This is a genomic window from Chryseobacterium oranimense, assembly GCF_900129755.1.
GTDB classification, from domain to species: Bacteria; Bacteroidota; Bacteroidia; order Flavobacteriales; family Weeksellaceae; genus Chryseobacterium; species Chryseobacterium oranimense.
In genome coordinates this window covers 260,269-278,850 of record NZ_FQWT01000001.1, presented here as the reverse complement: position 1 = coordinate 278,850, position 18,582 = coordinate 260,269, and the positions used below count along the sequence as shown (strand labels likewise).

General features: G+C 39.9%; 19 protein-coding genes. 9 read left to right on the top strand and 10 right to left on the bottom strand.

The window, feature by feature from the left end; translation table 11 throughout:
* Nucleotides 1-9 precede the first annotated feature (9 nt).
* From BUB03_RS01355 to BUB03_RS01345, 3 genes are read left to right on the top strand one after another with little or no spacing between them, the layout of a single operon-like run.
* On the top strand, nt 10-1,119 hold the full coding sequence (locus BUB03_RS01355) for an endo-1,4-beta-xylanase (protein ID WP_073061236.1): 1,110 nt from the start codon (nt 10-12) through the stop codon (nt 1,117-1,119).
* A gap of 21 nt (nt 1,120-1,140) precedes the next feature.
* Nucleotides 1,141-2,115: a glycoside hydrolase family 43 protein gene (locus BUB03_RS01350; RefSeq protein WP_073059711.1), complete on the top strand. Its 975-nt coding sequence runs from the start codon at nt 1,141-1,143 to the stop codon at nt 2,113-2,115.
* Nucleotides 2,116-2,142: 27 nt separating this feature from the next.
* Nucleotides 2,143-4,176 (top strand): alpha-glucuronidase, encoded by a 2,034-nt coding sequence (locus BUB03_RS01345; protein WP_073059709.1) that lies wholly within the window; start codon nt 2,143-2,145, stop codon nt 4,174-4,176.
* 128 nt (nt 4,177-4,304) lie between these two features.
* On the opposite strand, the gene BUB03_RS01340 is transcribed toward BUB03_RS01345, so the two are convergent.
* Complete coding sequence (locus BUB03_RS01340) at nt 4,305-4,901, bottom strand: hypothetical protein (RefSeq protein WP_073059707.1); 597 nt, start codon at nt 4,899-4,901, stop codon at nt 4,305-4,307.
* Between the two features lie 155 nt (nt 4,902-5,056).
* Between BUB03_RS01340 and BUB03_RS01335 the strand changes: the two genes are divergently transcribed.
* From BUB03_RS01335 to BUB03_RS01310, 6 genes are all read left to right on the top strand, one after another.
* Nucleotides 5,057-5,929 carry an AraC family transcriptional regulator gene (locus tag BUB03_RS01335; RefSeq protein WP_073059705.1) on the top strand — a complete coding sequence of 291 codons (873 nt, stop codon included), beginning with the start codon at nt 5,057-5,059 and terminating at the stop codon, nt 5,927-5,929.
* A gap of 89 nt (nt 5,930-6,018) precedes the next feature.
* A complete protein-coding gene (fsa, locus tag BUB03_RS01330; RefSeq protein ID WP_073059703.1) occupies nt 6,019-6,672 on the top strand; it encodes a fructose-6-phosphate aldolase in 654 nt (217 codons plus the stop codon).
* Nucleotides 6,673-6,689: 17 nt separating this feature from the next.
* Nucleotides 6,690-7,880 (top strand): galactokinase, encoded by a 1,191-nt coding sequence (gene galK, locus BUB03_RS01325; RefSeq protein ID WP_317041462.1) that lies wholly within the window; start codon nt 6,690-6,692, stop codon nt 7,878-7,880.
* Nucleotides 7,864-8,931, top strand: coding sequence for a UDP-glucose--hexose-1-phosphate uridylyltransferase (locus BUB03_RS01320; RefSeq protein WP_073059702.1), 1,068 nt, complete (start codon nt 7,864-7,866; stop codon nt 8,929-8,931). Before galK ends, BUB03_RS01320 begins: the two co-directional genes overlap by 17 nt.
* Before the next feature lie 60 nt (nt 8,932-8,991).
* A complete protein-coding gene (locus tag BUB03_RS01315) occupies nt 8,992-9,792 on the top strand; it encodes a Cof-type HAD-IIB family hydrolase (protein WP_073059700.1) in 801 nt (266 codons plus the stop codon).
* Nucleotides 9,793-9,839: 47 nt separating this feature from the next.
* Nucleotides 9,840-10,046: an ArsR family transcriptional regulator gene (locus BUB03_RS01310; RefSeq protein WP_073059698.1), complete on the top strand. Its 207-nt coding sequence runs from the start codon at nt 9,840-9,842 to the stop codon at nt 10,044-10,046.
* Nucleotides 10,047-10,133: 87 nt separating this feature from the next.
* On the opposite strand, the gene BUB03_RS01305 is transcribed toward BUB03_RS01310, so the two are convergent.
* The 9 genes from BUB03_RS01305 to BUB03_RS01265 form a co-directional block, all read right to left on the bottom strand.
* Nucleotides 10,134-10,955 carry an alpha/beta fold hydrolase gene (locus BUB03_RS01305; RefSeq protein WP_073059697.1) on the bottom strand — a complete coding sequence of 274 codons (822 nt, stop codon included), beginning with the start codon at nt 10,953-10,955 and terminating at the stop codon, nt 10,134-10,136.
* A 49-nt stretch (nt 10,956-11,004) separates the two neighbouring features.
* Nucleotides 11,005-11,523, bottom strand: coding sequence for a DsbA family protein (locus BUB03_RS01300; protein ID WP_073059696.1), 519 nt, complete (start codon nt 11,521-11,523; stop codon nt 11,005-11,007).
* Between the two features lie 2 nt (nt 11,524-11,525).
* Nucleotides 11,526-11,987, bottom strand: a complete 462-nt coding sequence (locus BUB03_RS01295; protein ID WP_073059694.1) for a redoxin domain-containing protein — start codon at nt 11,985-11,987, stop codon at nt 11,526-11,528.
* Nucleotides 11,988-11,991: 4 nt separating this feature from the next.
* The gene (locus BUB03_RS01290; RefSeq protein ID WP_073059693.1) at nt 11,992-12,684 is read right to left on the bottom strand and encodes a YoaK family protein; all 693 of its coding nucleotides are present in this window, start codon (nt 12,682-12,684) and stop codon (nt 11,992-11,994) included.
* A 5-nt stretch (nt 12,685-12,689) separates the two neighbouring features.
* Entirely contained in the window at nt 12,690-13,736 is a 1,047-nt protein-coding gene (locus tag BUB03_RS01285) for a cupin domain-containing protein (protein ID WP_073059692.1), read from the bottom strand.
* A gap of 132 nt (nt 13,737-13,868) precedes the next feature.
* Nucleotides 13,869-14,426: a hypothetical protein gene (locus tag BUB03_RS01280; protein ID WP_073059690.1), complete on the bottom strand. Its 558-nt coding sequence runs from the start codon at nt 14,424-14,426 to the stop codon at nt 13,869-13,871.
* Nucleotides 14,427-14,626: 200 nt separating this feature from the next.
* Nucleotides 14,627-15,178, bottom strand: a complete 552-nt coding sequence (locus BUB03_RS01275) for a putative antibiotic biosynthesis monooxygenase (RefSeq protein WP_073061231.1) — start codon at nt 15,176-15,178, stop codon at nt 14,627-14,629.
* A gap of 22 nt (nt 15,179-15,200) precedes the next feature.
* Complete coding sequence (locus BUB03_RS01270; RefSeq protein WP_073059688.1) at nt 15,201-16,259, bottom strand: NADH:flavin oxidoreductase/NADH oxidase; 1,059 nt, start codon at nt 16,257-16,259, stop codon at nt 15,201-15,203.
* An 11-nt stretch (nt 16,260-16,270) separates the two neighbouring features.
* Nucleotides 16,271-18,478 carry a hybrid sensor histidine kinase/response regulator gene (locus tag BUB03_RS01265; protein ID WP_073059687.1) on the bottom strand — a complete coding sequence of 736 codons (2,208 nt, stop codon included), beginning with the start codon at nt 18,476-18,478 and terminating at the stop codon, nt 16,271-16,273.
* Nucleotides 18,479-18,582 lie beyond the last annotated feature (104 nt).

Sequence of the window (18,582 nt, the reverse complement as noted above, 5' to 3'; positions counted from 1 at the left end):
AAGATTAATATGAAACGTATTTTAATTGGTTTGGCGGCCATTACCGCGTCCGGTCTGTCGGCACAGAAGTCTGACAGTACTTTAAAAAAAGCATTTCAGGATAAATTCTACATAGGAACTGCCATGAGCCTTCCCCAGATTGACGGGACAGATCAGAGGGCAGCAGCGATTATCAAAAAACAATTCAGCTCTGTTGTCGCTGAAAACTGTATGAAATCTATGTTCCTGCAGCCTCAGGAAGGAAAGTTCTTCTTTGATGATGCCGATAAATTTGTTGATTTCGGGCTGAAAAATAATATGTTCATCATCGGGCATACGTTAATCTGGCATTCCCAGCTTCCAAAATGGTTTTTTTTAGATAAAAATGGAAAGGATGTTTCTCCGGAAGTGTTGAAACAGCGTATGAAAAACCACATTACAACCGTAGTTTCCCGTTACAAAGGAAAAGTAAAAGGATGGGATGTGGTGAATGAAGCCATACTTGAAGACGGAACCTACAGAAAAAGTAAGTTTTACGAAATCCTAGGTGAAGATTTTATTCCTTTGGCATTTCAGTATGCACAGGAGGCCGATCCCAATGCAGAACTATATTATAACGATTATAATGAATGGTATCCTGAAAAGGTAAAAGCAGTCATTACAATGGTTGAAAAACTTAAATCAAGAGGAATCCGTATTGATGGGGTGGGAATGCAGTCCCATGTCGGAATGGATAACCCTTCTATAGATGAGTATGAAAAAGCAATTGTAAATTATTCCAATGCTGGTGTTAAAGTCAATATAACAGAACTGGAAATAAGTGCGCTGCCTTCTCCGTGGGGAAGTTCCGCCAATGTTTCGGATACGGTTGCCTATCAGAAAGAAATGAATCCTTACACCAAAGGACTTCCCAAAGAAGTAGAAGCGAAATGGGAAAAACGTTATCTCGATTTCTTTGGCTTGTTTTTAAAGCATAAAGATAAAATAAGAAGAGTAACCTTATGGGGAGTTACCGACAAACAATCCTGGAAAAACGATTTCCCGGTAAAAGGAAGAACAGATTACCCGTTACTTTTTGACAGGAAAGACCAGGAAAAACCTGTGGTACAAAAAATAATAAAACTGGCAGAGAAAAATTAAAATCAATAGAATTTTTACTTAATGAAAAAATCAAAATATTTATTCCCGGAAGATTATATGGCAGATCCTTCCGTTCACGTTTTTGAAGATAAAATCTATATCTATCCATCCCACGACCGCGAAAGCGGAATTGAAGAAAACGATAACGGGGATCACTTTGACATGAATGATTACCATGTTTTCTCAATGGATGATGTGGACAGTGGAGAAATTAAAGATCATGGCGTAGTCCTTTCGGTAAAAGATATTCCATGGGCGGGAAGACAGCTTTGGGATTGCGATGTAGCCTTTAAAGACGGAAAGTATTATATGTACTTTCCCCTGAAAGATCAGAATGACATTTTCAGAATCGGTGTTGCCGTAAGTGATAAACCTTACGGGCCTTTTATCCCTGAAAAACATCCGATGATGGGAAGTTACAGCATCGATCCCTGCATTTTTGAAGATAACGGGAAATATTATATGTACTTCGGAGGGATCTGGGGCGGACAATTACAGCGTTACAGAGATAATAAAGCGCTTGAATCTGCTGTAATTCCAGAAAATGATGAACCCGCAATCCATTCAAAGGTAGCTTTGCTAAGCGATGATATGCTTCAGTTTGCTGAAGCTCCTAAAGACGTTGTCATCATCGATGAAAACGGAAAACCATTGCTTCATGGTGATAAGCACCGCTTTTTTGAAGCGTCATGGATGCATCGATATAATGGTAAATATTATTTCTCTTACTCTACAGGAGATACCCATCTGATTTGCTATGCAACCGGAAATAATCCTTACGGTCCGTTTACTTTTCAGGGAGAAATTCTTACTCCGGTGGTAGGATGGACTACCCATCATAGTATTGTGGAATTCAAAGGGAAATGGTATCTGTTTTTCCATGATTCTGTTCCGAGTGGTGGTAAAACATGGCTGAGAAGTATGAAAGTTATTGAACTGGAATACGATCAGGAAGGGAAAATCAAAACGATTGAAGGTCTGGAAGACCAGTCATAGTCATCTTTAATAATTTAAAATTTTTCAATGCGGTATCTGAGACTTAACATTCTATTTTTTCTGATCATTCCGTTGATGGCCTTCGCGGAGGATGGAAGTCAGCTATGGCTCCGTTTTCCTGCCAAAAACGGAATATCGGCAGATAAAATTATTTCCAAAGGGAACAGTCCCACGCTGAACATTGCCAGAAAAGAGCTGAGCGGCCACTGGCAGGGACAGGCGGTGGAACTTCGTACAGAAAACAAAGAGAAAAATCTGAAAGACGGTTACAGGATAGTTTCCACCCCTGAAAAAATTGTTATTTCTGCGGGCAAAGAAATAGGACTACTGTATGGAGTCTATCATATTTTGCGATTACAGCAGACAAAGGTCGACCTGTCTCACTTAAACACCATTGAAAAACCTTCATATGATGTAAGGATTCTGAATCATTGGGATAATCTGGACGGAAGCATTGAAAGAGGATACGCCGGAAGATCCCTTTGGAAATGGGAAGATCTGCCCGGAAAAATTTCTCCGCGTTATGAAGAGTATGCAAGAGCGAATGCCTCTGTAGGAATCAATTCCGTTGTTTTGAATAATGTGAACGCATCACCCAATATGCTTAGGGAAGATTATCTTAAAAAAGTAAAGGTTTTGGCCGATATTTTCAGGCCTTATGGCATTAAAGTATATCTTTCCGTGAATTTTTCTTCACCTAAAGTGCTGGGCGGGTTACAAAATTCAGATCCGCTGAGTAAAGACGTACAAAAATGGTGGAAGGATAAAGCTGCTGAAATTTACAAACTGATTCCCGATTTTGGTGGATTTTTGGTGAAAGCCAATTCAGAAGGGCAGCCCGGACCTCAGGATTATGGAAGAACCCATGCGGACGGAGCCAATATGATGGCCGATGCCCTGAAACCTTACAACGGGATCGTCATGTGGAGAGCCTTTGTCTACAGTCCGAGCAAAGATGATAGAGCTAAACAGGCTTATCTGGAATTTGTTCCTCTGGATGGTAAATTCAGGGATAACGTGATTATTCAGATCAAAAACGGACCTGTTGATTTCCAGCCCCGTGAAGCTTTTAATCCACTTTTCGGAGCATTAAGAAAAACTTCTGAAATGGTAGAATTTCAGATCACCCAGGAATATCTGGGCTTTTCAAATCATCTGGTTTTTCTGGCTCCTCTATTCAAAGAAACATTGGAAAGCGATACTTATTCTGACGGTCAGGGATCCACAATTGCTAAAATAACAGACGGTACTTTAAGACCCGCAAAAATTTCGGCTATTTCAGCCGTTGCCAATATCGGGGAAGATACCAACTGGACGGGACATCATTTTGCTCAGGCCAACTGGTATGCATTCGGGAGATTATCATGGAACCATCAGCTGAGTTCAGAGCAGATTGCCGATGAATGGATTAAAATGACCTTCACAGATGATAAGAACTTTCTGAATCCGGTAAAGGAGATCATGCTTTCTTCCAGAGAAACCGCTGTGGATTATATGATGCCTTTAGGATTGCACCATATCTTTGCGGGAGGACATCATTACGGCCCTGAACCATGGGGAGATTACAAAGGCGGAAGACCGGACTGGTCGCCTGTCTATTATCATCAGGCTGATGCCCAGGGAGTGGGTTTCAACAGAACAAAAACAGGAAGCAACGCTGTTTCACAGTATTTTCCACCATTGAATGAAAGATACGGGAATATCTCAACCTGCCCGGAAAATCTTATTCTCTGGTTTCACCATGTTCCATGGGATTATACAATGAAAGACGGAAAAACGCTGTGGGATGAACTGTGTTATACTTATGATTCCGGAGTGAAAAAGGTTAGGGATTATAAGAAAACATGGGATAGGATGGAACCTTATATAGATGAACAGAGATTTACCGATGTTCAGTCAAAGCTCAGAATCCAGTCCAGGGATGCGGTATGGTGGAAAGATGCCTGCCTGCTGTACTTCCAGACTTTTTCCAGAAAGCCGATCCCTTATGACATTGAACGCCCTGTTCATGAACTGGAAGATCTGAAGAAGATTAAATTGAATATGGGGCATCACAATTAAAAAATGAGGCAGCTCTTTTTCCGTGATTAAAAAAGAAAAGCTGCCTCATAAAAGAAACTAAACTGTACGTGAAAAATTTTATTCCGTATAATCCGGAATGGGTATATAATTAGTCTGAAAATGCGAATTTATTTTAGAGAAATTATTTTATTAAAAACATTCCCTTTTTCTTCAACGCGGATGATATACTGATCGGCTGTTTTTGGGTCCAGATCAAAAGTAATATCCACTTTTCCATCAGCATATTCTTTGTTTGAAGTATAATAAGTCGTGTTGGAAAGATCATATACTGAAATGCTTACAGGCCCTTTCACATCAGACATACGCAGCTTTGCCATATGCCCGGAAACAGAATATTCAGGTTTGTTGATTGCGCTTACAGGCGTTTTTTCAACCTCCATTTCATTTCCGTCAGTGATTTTTATTCTGTATTTTTCTATCTTCACTTCCGATTCTGCTACCAGATAATAGGTTCCCGGCTCAAAACTCTGAAGATCATAGGTCTTTGTCACATGGTCACCATTGGCAAGAATTTCGGAAAATAACTCGTCATGGGCACTGTTATAAACAAAAACGGATACATTCTTGGCATTAGAAAGCTCAAAGCTTAACGTTTTGGCTTGTACGTTTCCAAAGGAAAGGGAAAAATCTCTGTCCTTACTCATTACATTTGCTGAGAACAATAAGGCTCCTGCAAAAAATACGGCTTTTAATAATGTGCTCATGGGTTAACGCTTTTAGAATTATTACTGCAAAGCTATGGTAGCAATACTTCTCAGGCTATAAGTAAATTTTCATATTTATGTCTTATATTAACTTCAATTGTTATTATTGATGTATTATTTGTTAATTTTACATATGAGACTAAGTTTTTTCTCCTATGAAGCATGTAAATCCATCTTTTGAAGCTGTAAGGCCTACTATAGGAAGTAGTTTTACCAGCCTGAAATTTCTCACGAATGAGAATATAAAATCTCACGTATGGCACTATCATCCCGAGATTGAGCTGATCTTTGTCTGTAAAGGTTCCGGTAAAAGACAGATCGGAAGCAGTATTTCTTATTTTTCAGACGGAGACCTTGTGCTGATAGGAAGTAATCTTCCACACTGCGGGCTTACCAATGAGAATACGCATAATGATTATGAAATGGTGATCCAGTTTAAACCGGATTTTTTGGGGGAACCTGTCTGGAACATCCCGGAGATGCAGAGGATTTCTGCTTTGCTGGAAAAATCCAAGGCAGGAATTGTATTTGGCGAACAGGTAAAAAAGACGATAGGAAAGGATATTGTAGAGATGCATGAGGCTTCCTCTCTGGATAGGCTTTGCAGATTCCTGAAAATATTGGATGAATTGTCTCTTACACAGGATTACAGGATCCTGAATGCAGGAAAATACTACCTGCAGACACAGATTGAAGACAATGAAAGAATCAATCTTATATTCAATTATGTGAAAGATCATTTCAAAGAAGCCATAACCCTGGAAGAAGTGGCTGATCTTGCCAATATGAAAGTACCGTCTTTCTGCCGCTATTTTAAAAAAATTACCAATAAAACCTTTACCCGGTTTGTAAACGAATACAGGATTACCCATGCACTCAAGCTTCTGGCAGAGCAGCCTTTAAGCATTACAGAGGTCTGTTTTGAATCCGGTTTTAATAATTTCAGCTATTTTAATAAAACTTTTAAGGAATATATTCAAAAAAGCCCTTCTCAATACAGGAAAGAATTTAATTTTTTCATGGAATAATTTTTTGCAGATCTGTAAAAAATTACCTCTGCATTATGATTTATTAAAATATAAGTGTAAATTTAACACTTATAAATAATAAATAATCTATGAAATTTTTTATTGATACCGCTAATCTGGCAATGATAGAGGAGGCCAGTGCCCTTGGAGTTCTGGACGGTGTAACCACCAACCCGTCGCTGATGGCAAAAGAAGGTGTTTCAGGAAAGCAGAATATCCATAATCACTACCTTGAAATCTGTAAAATTGCTGATGGAGATATAAGTGCCGAAGTACTTGGCGTTACTTTTGAGGAAATGGTTAAAGAAGGGGAAGAGCTCGCTGCATTACATCCAAGAATTGTCGTAAAAGTTCCTATGACAAAAGATGGAATCAAAGCTATTAAGTACTTTTCTGAAAAAGGAATAAAGACAAACTGTACGCTTGTTTTCTCAGCCGGGCAGGCATTGTTGGCTGCCAAAGCTGGGGCTACCTATGTTTCTCCGTTTCTAGGTAGACTGGATGATGTATCAACAGACGGTCTCCAACTGATCTCGGAAATCAGGACGATTTATGATAATTATGCTTTTCAGACTCAGATACTGGCAGCTTCTGTCCGTCACAGCATGCATATTGTCAACTGCGCGAAGATTGGCGCTGATGTAGTGACCTGTCCGCTGGCTCCTATACTTTCTCTGCTTAAACATCCGCTCACAGATTCAGGATTGGACCAGTTTATCAAAGATTCACAGAAAATGAAATAAGATCAGGAAGAGAAAAGATGGATATTCATGAACAGTTAATCAGACCAACCATAGAAAAGTTTAATGCTGAATTTAAGGCAGAACCGGAACACTTATTTCTTTCTCCGGGAAGAATTAATATTATCGGTGAGCATGTGGATTACAGCGATGGCTTTGTATTGCCCGCAGCGATAGATAAATACATCTGTTTTGCTGTCCGTAAACTTCCCCGGACAAACTTTTGTACCATCATAGCCAAAGATCTTGGAGAAGAATATACCTTTGATGTTACCGTGGAGATAAAGCCCGTTCAGCAGATGTGGATGAATTATATCCTGGGCGTTTTCAGTCAGCTGCAGAAGCCGGGAAACAAGTTTTGCGGAATGGAAATTGTTTTCAGCAGTACCATCCCGATGGGATCCGGCCTTTCTTCTTCGGCAGCCCTTGAATGCGGGTTTGCATACATCCTCAATAATCTTTTTGATCTTCAGCTGACAAAAAAAGAGATTGCCGTGATCGGACAAAAATCGGAACATACTTTTGCAGGAGTTCAGTGCGGAATTATGGATCAGTTTGCCTCTGTATTCGGGAAGGAAGATAAAGTAATTATGCTCGACTGCAATTCCCTGGAACATCAATATTTTGATGCTGATCTTAAAGGATACAGCCTGCTGCTTTTTGACAGCTGCGTAAAGCATAGCCATCTGACATCCGGTTATAATGAAAGGCGTAAAGATGTTGAACACGGAAAAAAAGTCTTGTGGAAAAATTTTCCGGAAACCCAAAAATTCAGGGATTTTACGTTGCCGATGCTTGATCGTGTAAAAGATGAAATGGGAGATATTTCATACAAAAGATGTCTCTATCTTCTGAAAGAAATCCAAAGAGTGGAAATGGCAGCCAAAGCTATTTCAGCAGGAGATATTGAATACCTGGGAACACTTCTCACAGAAACCCATGCAGGGCTTTCAACAGAATTTGAAGTCAGCTGTAATGAGCTTGATTTTTTGGTTGAAAACACATTGCAGCAGGAAGGTGTGCTGGGAGCAAGAATCATGGGAGGCGGTTTCGGAGGCTGTAGCATCAACCTTATTCAGGAAGATAAAGCTGAAGAAGTGATTAAAGCCATTAGTGAAAAATATCTTGAACATTTTAATATTCGGATGAAAATTTATCAGGTTAAAATCTCAGACGGGATAAAAGAATACACCAATGAATACATCATTTGATCGTAATAAACATCCCCACAGAAGATATAATCCTCTTTTGGATGAATGGATACTGGTTTCTCCACAGCGGGCAAACCGGCCATGGCAGGGGCAGAAAGAGATAACAACAGAAGAAGATCGTCCTGTATACGACCCGGAATGCTATCTTTGCTCAGGAAATATGCGTGCTAACGGAGCCCAGAACCCTGAGTATAAAGGAATTTATGTTTTTAATAATGACTTTGGGGCATTGCTGAATGAAGAAGTTGATTTTTCTGAAGAACAGTCCGGATTTTTTGCCCTTCTTCCTGAACGCGGAATCAACAGGGTGGTTTGTTTTTCTGAAAATCACAGTCTTACTTTACCGGAAATGCCTGTGGAACACATTAAAAATGTGGTGGATGTATGGCAGGAGCAGTTTAATGAACTGGCTGCTCTGGATCATATCAACTATATTCAGATTTTTGAAAACAAAGGAAGCATTATGGGTTGCAGCAATCCCCATCCGCATGGCCAGATATGGGCACAGTCGTCAATTCCCGCTATGGTTCAGAAAACACAGGATCATTTGAAATCTTATTTTGAAAAGAATAAGAGAACATTGCTGGAAGATTATCTTGAGCAGGAAATTGCGGCTGGTGAGCGCATCGTCACAGAAAATGAACATTTTGCAGCATTGGTGCCGTTTTGGGCATCATGGCCTTATGAAACGATGATTATCAGCAAGCAGAAAAGAGAAAATATTGCAACATTTTCCGAAGAAGAAAAAGAATCTTTTGCAGTCATTATCAAGGACCTGACTACAAGGTATGACAATCTTTTTGAAACATCATTTCCATATTCTGCGGGTATCCACCAATCTCCCACAGATGGAAAAGAACATCCGGAATGGCATTTTCATATGCATTTTTATCCGCCGTTGCTCAGAAGCGCGGAAGTTAAAAAATTTATGGTGGGATATGAAATGCTGGCCGAACCTCAGCGGGACATTACCCCGGAACAAAGTGCAGCTATATTAAGAAGTCTTCCCACTATTCATTACAAGAAAAAAATAATAAATCGATATCTTTGAAAAAGAATATGCAAATTGTAATTCTGATACCTACAGCAAATTGCATTTCCCAATAGAATTATGGAAGAGATTAAATTAATTGTGACGGATATGGATGGGACCTTTCTCAATTCCAGCCATGAAATGAGCCCTGAGTTTGCAGAAGTTTATAAAGAACTGAAAAAAAGGAATATCCTGTTTGTTCCGGCAAGCGGCAGACAGATGCCGGGGATTACCCATTATTTTGGAGAAATAGAAAGTGAAATTGGTTTTATTGCTGAAAACGGCGGCTACGTGATCTATAAAGACCAGGAGCTTTTTGCTGATATACTGGAATACAAATATATTGTTGAAATCATCAAAGCTGTTCGTGAAATACCAGGAGCCAAAGCTGTATTATCCGCCAAAAAAATGGCTTATTATGAGACCGAAGATCAGCAGTTTGTAGATTTTTTCTCAAAGTATTATACTGAAAATATGAAAACGGATGATCTTACGGAAAAAATTGATGATACAGCTTTTAAAATAGCAGTTTATCATCCTGATGGTTCAGAAAAACACCTGTATCCGGCTCTTAAAAAATTTGAAGAATTCGGTCTCGAGGTAGTGGTTTCAGGAGCGCATTGGCTGGATGTTATGAATAAGGATATCAATAAAGGAAACGCTCTGAAAATCTTACAGAAATCTTTGGATATTTCTCCTGAAAATACAATGGCTTTCGGGGATTACATGAACGATATAGAAATGCTGAAGAATGCCAAATATTCCTACGCCATGAAGAATGCGCATCCGAATGTAAAACAGATCGCTAATTTTGAAGCATGTACCAATGACAGCTTCGGAGTTCTGAAAACAATTAAGGATTATCTGCATTTGAATTAATATTTCCTAAAAACAATAATACCAGAAACACGATTAAATATAAGAATATGAACAAGTCAACCGTAAGAAAACCCGCCAAACCCTGCTATGAGCATATTGGAGGAAAATTAGGGCAGCTCCTGCTGGAACAATTTGTAGAGAAGGGCTGGATTGCCAAGGATAATCCTGCCGACCGGCAATATTACATTACAGATAAAGGAACAGAGGAATTTACAAAACTAGGGCTTGATCTTTCGAAAATAAAGGCTGAATAAGAACCAATTTTCAATGTATTATGCCATTCTGAATATTAAAGATGAACCCTTAAGGTTCATCTTTAATATTTTTAAAATAATCAGTATTTAGGATCTGATGAATTCCAAAAGGTCTTTGTTGATCGTCTCATGTTCTGTAGTCGGCATTCCATGAGGGAAACCAGGATACGTGATCAATTTTCCGTTCTTTAATAATTTAATTGATTTTAATGCAGCATTGGCAATAGGAACGATCTGGTCATCTTCGCCATGCATTACCAAAACCGGAATGTCAACAGCTTTTAAGTCTTCGGTTAAATCTGTTTCTGAAAAAGCTTTGATCCCGTCATAATGGGCAACAATTCCACCCATCAGTCCCTGTCTCCACCAGTTTCTCTGTACTCCGTCTTTTACGTTGGCACCTTCTCTGTTGTAGCCATAGAAAGGGAAAGTAAGATCATAATAAAACTGGTTTCTGTTGTTCATCGTCTGTTCCCTGATGTTGTCGAAAACTTCCATAGGAACACCGTCAGGATTGTTTTCACTTTTCACCATTACCGGTGGAATAGCACTGATCAGAACCGCTTTTTTAGCTCTTCCATTAGAATATTTGTTAACATAACGGATCACTTCACCACCTCCTGTTGAGTGCCCGATGTGTATAACATCTTTCAGATCAAGGAATTCAACCAGTTCTGCAGCATCAGAAGCATACTGTTCAATAGTATGATTATAAATATTCTGGCTGGAACGCCCGTGACCTCTTCTGTCGTGGGTAACCACTCTGTAGCCTTTCTGTAAAAAGAAAATCACTTGTGCATCCCAATCGTCTGATGATAAAGGCCATCCGTGGTGAAACATCAATACAGGCCCCTGTCCTTGATCTTTGTAAAAAATTTCTGTTCCGTCTTTTAATGTTAATGTGCTCATTGTTGTTTATTTTTAATGTTAAATTGATTTTGTTTAAATATTTTTCTGATTAATAGGCAGTATTTTCACGTACCAACTGAAAAAGGTCTTCGGCGCCACCATTGAATTTATTTCCATTGATGAAAAAAGAAGGAGTTCCGTTCACTCCGCTGATGATACCGCTTTCAAAGTCCGAGTCTACCTTTTCTGCTAATTCCTGCTTATGAATATCAGCTTTGAATTGGGGAATATTTAATCCCAGTTTTTCTGCAAGCTTTAAAGGAAGATCAGCATTCAGATATTCCTGATTTTCATAAATAGCATCATGCATTTCCCAGAATTTTCCCTGCAAAGCTGCTGCTTCTGCTGCCAGTGCTGCCGTTCTTGCATACTGATGCATTTCTGACAGCGGAAAATTTCTGAATACAAATCTGATCTGACCTCCGAATTCCTTCATTAACTCTTTAAGAACCGGATAGGCTGCTCCGCAGTAAGGACACTGATAATCCCCGTATTCTACAATGACTAAGCTGGCACCTGAGTTGCCTTGAGTGTGGTCAGCATTGCTGACTGATGGTTTAAGTGACATAATTATTTCGTGTTAAGGTTTTCTAATGCTTCTAAAATTCCGTCTGCGCCAGGATTGATGGCGGTGGGAGAGAGATAGCTCCATTCGATGAGACCGTCTTTATTGATGACAAAAAGGGCTCTGTTGCATTCTCCTTCTTCGTCATTGTAAACACCATATTTCCTGGCTGTTTCTCCTTTGGCTTCAAAGTCTGCAAGCAGTGGAAAGTGTAGATTTCTGGATTGTGAAAATGCCAGATGGCACCATTTGCTGTCTACGGAAATTCCGAAAATCTCCGCATCATATTTTTTGAAATACTTCAACATTTCATTGTACAATGCCATCTGGTCACTGCACACCGGGCTCCAGTCTGCCGGGTAAAATGCAAGGATAACGTTTCGTCCTCTGAATTCGGATAAGGTAATCTTCTGATCCGGGGTTGCAAATAATGTAAAATCAGGCGCAACCATATTTTTTTGTAGCATAGGATTAGTTTTTAAATGTTGGAATTGGTATTGTGAATGCACAGATGAGCAGTAAGGCTGCCGGAAAGATCAGTGTCCAGTTTCCTGAATAAAAGAGCAGGAAAGGAGCTGCTGAAGCACCGGAGAGAAAGCCCATCCATAAGAATAACAAATGAAAAATATTTATTTTGTATTCCTTCCGCTCCTCTGCGTGATCACTCATGACAAAAAGAGCAGCTGTTCTTGCGAGGCTGTTTAAAGTTCCTGTCACAAAATCGGTGTTGATCTTTTGGTTACCTACCGAAGTGACAATGGTGTTCATAAGACCCATTGAGAAACCGATAACAGCTATAGACACTTCATTGGCAATATGCTCATAATAATCAGTGATACTGTAAAGGATCATGATGCCGGAAACTGTGTAGAAGATCATCTTTGTACTTCTGAACTTCTTTGATAATGATAGACACGTTCCTGTATAAATCCCCGCCAGAAAAAAGCTGATTACAATGACAGAACTGATGATAACACCATATTTTTCACTGAAAACTGCTGCACCTAACTGGGTTGTATTGCCACTCATAAAAGAAACGTAGGTTTTCCATTGTATCAGCCCTGTAGCATCTGTATATCCTGCGATAAAAGCAAGGAATACTGCCAGTTTCTCCCGTGTTCTGACGGTCTTGTCAGGAAGCAGGATTTTTGTTTCCGGAAGCACAGGAGTTATTTTCCAGGTTTGATGAATACTTTCTTTTCCGGAAATTTTTCTATTTCTCCTTCCTTCAGCCCGAAATTCGTAATGACCACATCTTTAGGGTTTCCTGCCAGCCATTCGCTGATATCAATGGATTCGTAGGTGCCGCTATTAAATCCGATCAATACTTTACAGACCGTATCTCCTGTATTTTTGATATAATGTCCAGCTCCCATAGGGACATAGCCTACATCACCGGCATTGAACTGTTCTGTAACAGAAACTCCTTCTGCCAGGAATACCGACATTTCTGCCTGTCCGGATATAAAATACTGCCACTCATCCGCATTCGGATGCCAGTGCATTTCTCTTAAAGCTCCAGGCTGAAGTTCCAATACAGAACCGGCCATTGTGGTGCTGATCGGAAATTCTTTACGGGTAACCAATCTCTGAAGACCACCCCCGGGAATGATTCTTGGCTGTTGGGAATGCAGAGGATAGCGGTGAAGGCTTGTCAGCTCAATATCAGATTCCTCAGGACGGGCTGCGGCATTCACCGAGAGTTCGTCCGGAACAACTCCTGCTGCAAAGTAAACTTCTTTCTGAGGGAGTTCTGCTACTTCTTCAAGGCTTAGTCCTAAATTCTGTGCAACGATTTCAGGAGGCATACTTGACACAAAATCTGTAACGCTGAAGGTATGGTCTTCCGAAAAATTACCGTTGTCAAAAATCAGAATGAAATGACATTCCTCTGTTCCGGTAGCCTGAATGGAATGTCCGTAACCTTTCGGGAAATACCACACGTCACCAGGTTCAAAATTATCAGTATAACTTCGTCCGTCCGGATGGATAATCGTTGTACGTACCGTTCCTGAAATCATATAAGCCCATTCTGCGGCATTGGCATGCCAGTGAAGTTCTCTCATGCTTCCGGGCTGTAATCTCATGGAAACTCCGGCAATACCTACAGAAGCAGGGAATTCTTTTACGGAAGCACCTCTTGTTGTACCACCGTCACTGGTACGCGGTTCTTTTTTTTCTAATTCGTATCTGAAACTTAATGATGAAGGATTCATAGTATTATTTTTAGTGATTAATGCTCTTTGTTTTTGTTATGGTAAAGCTATCCCGAAATCTTGCCTTTTTTTTATATTATTCGGTGAAAAGGCAAAATGAGTCGTTGAGGATATGAAGGGCTTGCCACTTTTTTAAAAAGGCTGGTTATATTGCCCTGTCAGTGCTTTATTTTCAATACTTTTTGCAAAGTTTGGTGTTTCTTCATGATTGTGGGCGTCAGAAGCAGCCTGTCTGGATGCGGCAGCATCTGCAAGGTTGATCCCATGTTCTTTCAAATATTCAAACATTTCTGGAGTAGCTGTCGCGTGAATTTCATTGGTGTAAAGACAGGTGTTTTCGTCAATCTTTGTCACTTTCAGCTCCCACAGAACCTGAACTTTTGTACGTCCGTTTCTTGTAATTGAATCAGAGATGGAAAGCATGCGGCAGTAATCAGGACGGTGAAGATCTGCAACATAATGCTGTACCATCAGTGCATCCCCAATGGTTTCTACATTTAAGGATACCGGCTTACCATCAAAAGTAACAGAAATAGCAGCTCCGATATGCTGGGTAGAGCAGCGCTGGTATTCGGCGTCCGGCAGATTAAGCAGCCAGTCTGCGATATTCACTTTTTCAATGGGTGCATGGATGATGGCACTTACGCTTGAGTGAGATAGTGCGTTTTCGGGAGTTTGTAAGATTTCCATAGTTGTTGATTTTGATTGTTATGTTATTGATGATGTAAAGCTACAAACCGGTTGTTTTAATTTTAAATGCTGTTCGGTCAACAGGCGAAAAGTATCGTTGAATAAGCTGGTGATGTTCAAATAGTAACAGGGTGGGGTTCCTGAAAACAAAAAATCACTGTGGGTTACAGTGATTGATAATGGATAATTTTTAAATAGAGTTATTTATATAGCCATTTTTTAATCAGTTTGGTATAATTGGGCATCACAGCAAACACCATTAGAAAAACAATGATCCCGGAATTGATGAATCCGTCGGAATAATGATTGGGCGGAATATGTAAAAACCGTAAAAAAGGAATGATCAAAGCAGGAATAAGTACAGACAGCGGATAAATGGCAGACCAGGTTGCCAGAAACTGTTTCCAGCGTACCGGAACTTTATTCCCTTCATTTTCTGTAGTAAAAAGAAAATCAAGCCCTGATCTGATCTGGTAATGGTCGTTTTTTCTGAACAGCGGATTGGCTTTCTCAATGAGTTTTTTCCGGTTATCCGATTCCATCCAGCTTTTAAGATGGTTAATCGTATCAAACCGGATAATGACAGTGTACACAAAAGTCAGATCGGGAATAGGACGAATAATCTGAAGATCAATAAAGCCTTCCGAATGCCTGGTGACAGGAATAATTTCGTCCAGCCATTTTTCATATTGTGATTGTTTTCCATCCAGAATATGATGGGTAATGACTACTGAGGCACCCTGATTTTCCATAACTGATTTTTTACTGGTTAATTTAATACGCTCTTTTATACTGCCACGGAATTTCTGTTTCAATACCTAATGCCTTGGCAGAATGAATAGCAAAATAAGGATCTCTCAGATGTTCCCGGGCAATGATTACCAGATCTGCATCTCCTTTGACAATAATATCATTGGCCTGTTCTGCTTCCGTAATCATTCCCACAGCTCCTGTTAAAATCCCGGTCTGTTCTTTAATGGCTTTTGCAAAAGGAACCTGATATCCCGGAAATACTTTATCCTTGCTTACATTGGTAAATCCTCCGCCGGATGCTGTAATGAAATCTACACCATTTTCTTTAAGGATTTCTGAAAGTTTAATGCTGTCTTCCAAAGTCCAGGCTTCATCCGATTCTATATAGTCAACTGCAGAAATTCTTACGAACAGAGGCATTTCAGCAGGAATAACTTTCCTGATTTCCTGAACGGTTTCTACAAGAAAACGGATTCTGTTCTCAAAACTTCCGCCATATTCATCCTGTCTTTTATTGATTACTGCGGAATAAAACTGATGGAATAAATAACCATGGCCTGCGTGAAGTTCAATGGTATCAAAACCTGTTTCAACGGCACGAAGAGCTGCTTTAACGAATTTCGTCTTCAGTTCCTGTATCTCATCAATGGTGAGTTCTTCTGCAAAAACTCCGTTGAACTCATGAGCTGAGGAGGATTTTACAGTCCAGCCCCCTTCTTCCGGAGTGAGGGGTTTCATTCTTTCATTGGGATGTTTCAGGCTTCCTTTTCCTCCTGCATGCCAAAGTTGAATTCCTATTTTAGCATCCTGTTCATGTACAAAATTCACGATGTTTTTCCATGCATTTTTCTGTTCGTCATTCCAGATTCCTACATCAGATAATGTAGCCAGACCTTCTTCTGAAACGGCTGTACATTCGGTAAGAATTAATCCTGCGCCGCCAACAGCCCTGCTTCCGAGGTGGACGAGATGCCAGTTGCCGGGAACTCCGTTTTTAGCACTGTATTGCTGCATAGGAGATAATACAATCCTGTTCTTTAGGGTAAGATTGCGAATGTGTATGGGTGAAAATAAATTCATTTTTTCTTTTTTTAAATTGTTTTTGAAAATGCTTCAGCTTCGGAAACCGCTTCTGACAGAACTTTCTGTACTTCTGTCAGTATTTTTTGCAGATCAGGGTTTCCTTCTGATGCTGTTTCAAGAATATCGAGTTTTTCTTTTAAAAGAGGATGTAATCCCATAATGGCAATACTGGATTTCAGATCATGAGCCCACAGTTTCACCTCCTGAAAATCTTTGTTTTCGTAAGCCACTATCAGTTTCTGTAGATGATTGGGAATGTTCTCAATAAACTGTTGCGTGACCATTTTTTCGAAACTTTTGTCGCCGCCGCTCACCGTCTGCATATAAGTGAGATTGATATAATGGTAATCAGTTGATGGTATTTCAGTTTTCTTATCTGGTTTCTTTTTTTCTTTAATTCCGAATTTTGAAATCAGTGTAAACAGCTCTTCTTCATTGACAGGCTTGGAAATATATTCGTTCATCCCACGGCTCAGGCATCTTTCTCTTTCGCCTGCCAGGGCATGGGCGGTCATTGCGATGATCGGAATATCCAGTCTGAGTTCTTCCCGGATTTTCTGGGTAGCTGCATATCCGTCCATGTGAGGCATCTGTATATCCATTAAAACCAGATCGCATGCATTGCTTTTAAGATAACTTACTGCTTCAAGACCGTTCGATGCAATATGAAAATCAATATTCCACTGGGAAAGCAGATGTTTCATCAGGCTTTGATTGATCACATTATCATCAACTACCAGAACTTTCAGAGGTGTGTTGGATTTATCCTTAAAATAATGCGGATCAGCAGTTGGCAGCACAGTAAGCTGTTCCTCAGCAACTCCGTAAGGAATGTAGAAATGAAAGGTAGTTCCTTTCCCCGGTTCACTGCTTACTTCAATGTTTCCGTTCTGCAGGAGAATTAAGCTTTTTACAATGGATAAACCTAATCCTGTTCCTCCGTAATTTCTTGTCGTTGAGTCTTCTCCCTGATTGAATCTTTCGAATATTTCAGTAAGCTTTTCTTTGTCAATTCCAATTCCTGTATCTGAAATCCTGAATCCGAGAACGGCTTTCTTATCTGTTTGCTGTTTACTGTAGATTTCAACAGAAATATTTCCCTGGTGGGTAAATTTTATGGCATTTCCGATCAGGTTAACTAAAATCTGTGTCAGTCTTGTAGCGTCTCCTACCAATGTGTCAGGAATGGAAGGATCAATGGTACTGGAGATGGTAAGTCCTTTTTCTTTGGCCCGTTCGGTAAAAAATGTTTCTACGGAATTAACCAGACCGTTGATGCTGAAAATTCCAGGGGTAATGCGCATCATTCCTGCTTCTATTTTGGATAAATCAAGAATATCATTGATGATGGCCATCAGGTTTTCCCCGGAACGCTGTATTGAAGAGACAAATTCTGCTGAAGTTTCATCCAGCGGACGTTTTTGCAGCAAATTGGTAAACCCGAGAATTCCGCTTAAGGGAGTTCTGATTTCATGGCTCATATTGGCAAGGAAATTTTCTTTGGTTTGTGCCGCCACCAATGCTTTTTTCTCGGCAATATCAAGTTCGCTTATGAGTAATCTCTGACGTTTAAACTGCCGAAGAATGTGATATCCAACAACAGAACCGCCCAAAATCAGTAAGATCAGTATTGAGATGTCGTAAAATCTTGCTTTTTGTCCCATTTCTTCACTTCTCTGGCTGAGTTCAACCATATTCAGCTTTCTGCTTTCGTATATTTTAGCCGTGATTCTGGTGATCTCATTGGAAATATTCCTTGCACGAGGATTGGCAATGGAGGTATTGTCGTCCATATTTCCCAAAGTGATATAACGATGCAATAGCTTGTCTTTGGTTGTCTTCTTTTCCATGGCAAGAACGCTTAGCCGGTGGATCAGTTTTTCTTCTTCCGCATTTACATTGTCTTTGGACAGAGAATCCAGGAAATTTTCGATCTGACTGATTTTTTGATCAATGCCTTCGAGATGCGTGGTGTCATTCGTTGCAATAGAAGCTCTTATTCTGCTTTCCACTCCAAGAATATCACGGTCAATTTCCCTTAAATGATTGCTGGAACGTAATTCGCTCAGCAAAGTATTGTTATTCTGAATCAGCGCTTTGGTATTTCCTGCAGAATTGAGCTGAACAGCTATCAACAGGAGTGAGCCCGCAATAAATGTCAGGATAATAAAATAGCTGAATCGCTTGTTATCCATTACTGATGATATATTTTTCATAATTAACGGTCTGATTTTAAGATAAAATACCGGTAAAAAGTCAAGACGGACCCGGAACTGTTCACTGGCTTAAATCAAGCCGAATTCAAATGTTTGATTGCCTG

Excerpts from the sequence above, each read along its gene's own strand:
- BUB03_RS01270 (WP_073059688.1), bottom strand. The coding sequence starts at position 16,259 with ATGAATTTATTTTCACCCATACACATTCGCAATCTTACCCTAAAGAAC.
- BUB03_RS01320 (WP_073059702.1), top strand. The coding sequence starts at position 7,864 with ATGAATACATCATTTGATCGTAATAAACATCCCCACAGAAGATATAAT.
- BUB03_RS01335 (WP_073059705.1), top strand. The coding sequence starts at position 5,057 with ATGAAGCATGTAAATCCATCTTTTGAAGCTGTAAGGCCTACTATAGGA.
- galK (WP_317041462.1), top strand. The coding sequence starts at position 6,690 with ATGGATATTCATGAACAGTTAATCAGACCAACCATAGAAAAGTTTAAT.
- BUB03_RS01345 (WP_073059709.1), top strand. The coding sequence starts at position 2,143 with ATGCGGTATCTGAGACTTAACATTCTATTTTTTCTGATCATTCCGTTG.
- BUB03_RS01315 (WP_073059700.1), top strand. The coding sequence starts at position 8,992 with ATGGAAGAGATTAAATTAATTGTGACGGATATGGATGGGACCTTTCTC.
- BUB03_RS01340 (WP_073059707.1), bottom strand. The coding sequence starts at position 4,901 with ATGAGCACATTATTAAAAGCCGTATTTTTTGCAGGAGCCTTATTGTTC.
- BUB03_RS01305 (WP_073059697.1), bottom strand. The coding sequence starts at position 10,955 with ATGAGCACATTAACATTAAAAGACGGAACAGAAATTTTTTACAAAGAT.
- BUB03_RS01350 (WP_073059711.1), top strand. The coding sequence starts at position 1,141 with ATGAAAAAATCAAAATATTTATTCCCGGAAGATTATATGGCAGATCCT.
- BUB03_RS01310 (WP_073059698.1), top strand. The coding sequence starts at position 9,840 with ATGAACAAGTCAACCGTAAGAAAACCCGCCAAACCCTGCTATGAGCAT.
- BUB03_RS01355 (WP_073061236.1), top strand. The coding sequence starts at position 10 with ATGAAACGTATTTTAATTGGTTTGGCGGCCATTACCGCGTCCGGTCTG.
- BUB03_RS01265 (WP_073059687.1), bottom strand. The coding sequence starts at position 18,478 with ATGAAAAATATATCATCAGTAATGGATAACAAGCGATTCAGCTATTTT.
- BUB03_RS01295 (WP_073059694.1), bottom strand. The coding sequence starts at position 11,987 with ATGCTACAAAAAAATATGGTTGCGCCTGATTTTACATTATTTGCAACC.
- BUB03_RS01300 (WP_073059696.1), bottom strand. The coding sequence starts at position 11,523 with ATGTCACTTAAACCATCAGTCAGCAATGCTGACCACACTCAAGGCAAC.
- fsa (WP_073059703.1), top strand. The coding sequence starts at position 6,019 with ATGAAATTTTTTATTGATACCGCTAATCTGGCAATGATAGAGGAGGCC.
- BUB03_RS01280 (WP_073059690.1), bottom strand. The coding sequence starts at position 14,426 with ATGGAAATCTTACAAACTCCCGAAAACGCACTATCTCACTCAAGCGTA.
- BUB03_RS01285 (WP_073059692.1), bottom strand. The coding sequence starts at position 13,736 with ATGAATCCTTCATCATTAAGTTTCAGATACGAATTAGAAAAAAAAGAA.
- BUB03_RS01275 (WP_073061231.1), bottom strand. The coding sequence starts at position 15,178 with ATGGAAAATCAGGGTGCCTCAGTAGTCATTACCCATCATATTCTGGAT.